Genomic DNA, 2,703 nt, shown 5'->3' with positions numbered 1-2,703 from the left:
AGCTTGTCCTCACTCGACGCTGCCGCGATCACCCGGGCTCCCATGGCCTTGCCGAGCTCGACGGCCGCGAGGCCGACGCCACCGGCGGCCCCCAACACCAGCAACGTCTCTTCGGGCCGCAGACCGGCTCGATCATTCAACGCATGGTACGAGGTGCCGTAGGTCATCAGGAAGGCCGCGCCATCCTCGAACGGCATCGAATCGGGCATCAATGAACAGCGCTGGGCTTCCGCGCACACATATTCGGCCATGCCGCCCCAGCCGAGCATCGCCATGACGCGCTGCCCCGGACGGACATTATCCACTCCCTGGCCGACGGCATCGACAATCCCGGAGACCTCGGCTCCCGGCGAGAACGGACGGGCCGGCTTGAACTGGTAGCGGTCCTCGATGATCAGCAGGTCCGGATAGTTCACGCCGATGGCATGGACGCGGATGCGGACCTGGCCCGCCCCAGGCGAAGGAACAGGCCGCTCCGCCAAAACCAGGGATTCCGGCCCTCCGGGTTCAAGGCTGAGCACGGAAATCATCGAATCTGGCATCGTTCGGGCTCCAGCTTTGTCCGACAAACCGATAATCCGGCTTCATAGAGCATTCGTCAATGCCCTTGTTAAGGCGGATTGTCGGATTGACGGTCTGTTGGCACTTATTTATTGTCCGACAATCGAACATTAGCAGCAGGCCCCTTGTGACCAACCCAACCACACGGCTCGAACAATTCCTGAGATCGGAAATCCCGGGACTTTCGGGGAACCTTCGGCTGGACCCCGTCGCGGGCGGACAATCGAATCCGACTTTCTTCGCAGACTTCGACAACCGCCGGCTCGTCGTGAGGAAAAAGCCTGACGGGCCGGTCCTGCCGTCCGCCCACGCCGTGGATCGGGAATTCAGGGTCCTGGAAGCGCTTGGAAAAGTGGGGATCGCGGTACCGCCGGTCCTGCTTTACCACGAGGCGGGAGATGTATTCGGTACATCCTTTTACGTCATGGAGCGCGTCGACGGCCGTATCTTCCACGACAGCCAGCTCGCCGGTGCGCCCAAGTCCGAACGCGCCGAGATGTACCGCTCCGCGGCCCGGATGCTTGCCGCCATCCACAAAGTCGACTTCGAGCAGGCCGGCTTGTCCACGTTCGGCAAGCACGGCAACTTCTTTTCCCGTCAGATCGCCCGCTGGACCCATCAGTGGCATCTCTCCAAATCGCACGACCTGCCGGAAATCGACCGGCTGGTCGAGTGGCTGCCCGCCAATCTGCCCGCGAACGACCAGACGACCATCGTTCACGGTGACTTCCGTATCGGCAATCTGATGTTCCACCCAACGGAGCCGCGCATCGTGGCGGTGCTTGATTGGGAGCTTTCGACGCTCGGCCATCCCATGGCGGACCTGGCGCATACCTGCATCTACAGTTGGTATGTCACACCCGAGGAATATGGCGGCATTCTCGGCCTGGACTTTGCCGACCACGAACTTCCGACCCTTTCGGAATTCTCCCGCGCCTATTACGAGGCCTCCAACCAGTCGGACCGGCTGGAGGTTTTTCATATCGTGCTGGCCTTGTTTCGAAATGCCGTCATCTTTCAGGGCATCGCCTCGCGCGCCAAGGCTGGAAACGCCGCCTCGCAAAACGCCGCCGCGGTGGGCAAGCTGGCCCCAATCTTTGCCCGTCGCGCGGTCGACCTGATCGAATCCTGCGGACAGCTCTGAGCCGGTCGGCTCCGTTCGAGGGGGTTCAGAGGATCGGCGTCCAAGCCCCCGGCGATTTTTCACGCCAAGGTAGCCAGGCCGTTGTCGACCACGACGCGTTCGCCCACTTTGGCTCTGAAGCTGACGACATTATCGTCGCGCCAAAGCGAGATGGACAGGACATCGCCTGGGAACACCGGCGCGGTGAAGCGGCAATCCATCGTCTTGATCGAGACTGAACTATCGCCGCGCAAGGCCTTCGATATCGCGCGCCCGACATGGCCATAGGTGGCAAGGCCATGCAGGATGGGCTTGGGAAACCCGGCCGCGCGGGCGAATTCGGGATCGACATGCAGCGGATTGTCGTCGCCGGAAAGGCGGTAGATCAGCGCCGATCGCGATGAGGTCGGCATGTCGACGGTCGTGTCCGGATTTCGGTCGGGAAGGTGATGCGGCTTGGGCGGCGCAATCACCGGCCCGCCCAGGCCGCCGTCGCCTCGGCAGAACGCGGTCTGGGTGACCGTCGCGAGCGCCTCGCCAGTCGATCGGTCCGCGATCACTCTTTCGCTCACGACCAGCGCGCCCCGGCCGACACCCTTGTCGTATATCGCGACGATCCTCGGCGTTGCGACAAGCGTGGCGGCCACCGGCAGCGGCCGATGAAGCTCGAAGCGCTCCGAGGCGTGCACTATGAGCGTGTCGTCGAGACCGGGCGAGAGCGTGCGGTACCAGTTTCCCGGATAGGCAAGAACGACCGCCATGGTCGGCAGCGCCATCAGGCCGTCTTCGTAGACGTGCCGCAACTCCCAGGGATCGTCCGGCGGATCGCCCGCTCCGACGCCCAGCGCGTAGAGGATGGTCTCGCGCGCCCCGTAGTCCTGCACAATCTCCGGAAACCGGAACGCCATCAACTCGTCGTAGCGGGACATCCTGGCCTTTCAGTTGCGCAAGGGTTTGCCGGTCTTGAGCATGTGCTCTATGCGCGCGGCTGTCGCCGGAAGCTTGGCCAGCCCGACACA

The 2,703-nt window shown here is 63.2% G+C and carries 3 protein-coding genes; 1 reads left to right on the top strand and 2 read right to left on the bottom strand.

The features are described from left to right. Positions 1-542: alcohol dehydrogenase catalytic domain-containing protein (locus EOD07_RS29775; protein WP_245470543.1), on the bottom strand; the 542-nt coding region annotated here is incomplete at its 3' end. Between the two features lie 146 nt (positions 543-688). Here EOD07_RS29775 and EOD07_RS29770 point away from each other — a divergent pair. Further along, complete coding sequence (locus tag EOD07_RS29770; RefSeq protein ID WP_245470542.1) at positions 689-1,705, top strand: phosphotransferase family protein; 1,017 nt, start codon at positions 689-691, stop codon at positions 1,703-1,705. A gap of 59 nt (positions 1,706-1,764) precedes the next feature. Here the strand turns inward: EOD07_RS29770 and EOD07_RS29765 are convergent, their stop codons facing one another. Next, a complete protein-coding gene (locus EOD07_RS29765) occupies positions 1,765-2,613 on the bottom strand; it encodes a MaoC/PaaZ C-terminal domain-containing protein (protein WP_127237874.1) in 849 nt (282 codons plus the stop codon). Between the last annotated feature and the right edge of the window lie 90 nt (positions 2,614-2,703).

This window comes from Mesorhizobium sp. M2C.T.Ca.TU.002.02.1.1, assembly GCF_003997225.1.
The sequence above is the reverse complement of the archived record's forward strand: the minus strand, read 5'-3'. Positions and strand labels throughout refer to the sequence as shown.

Bases quoted from the DNA above. Each gene is read 5' to 3' on its own strand.
- EOD07_RS29765 (WP_127237874.1), bottom strand. From the start codon at position 2,613: ATGTCCCGCTACGACGAGTTGATGGCGTTCCGGTTTCCGGAGATTGTG.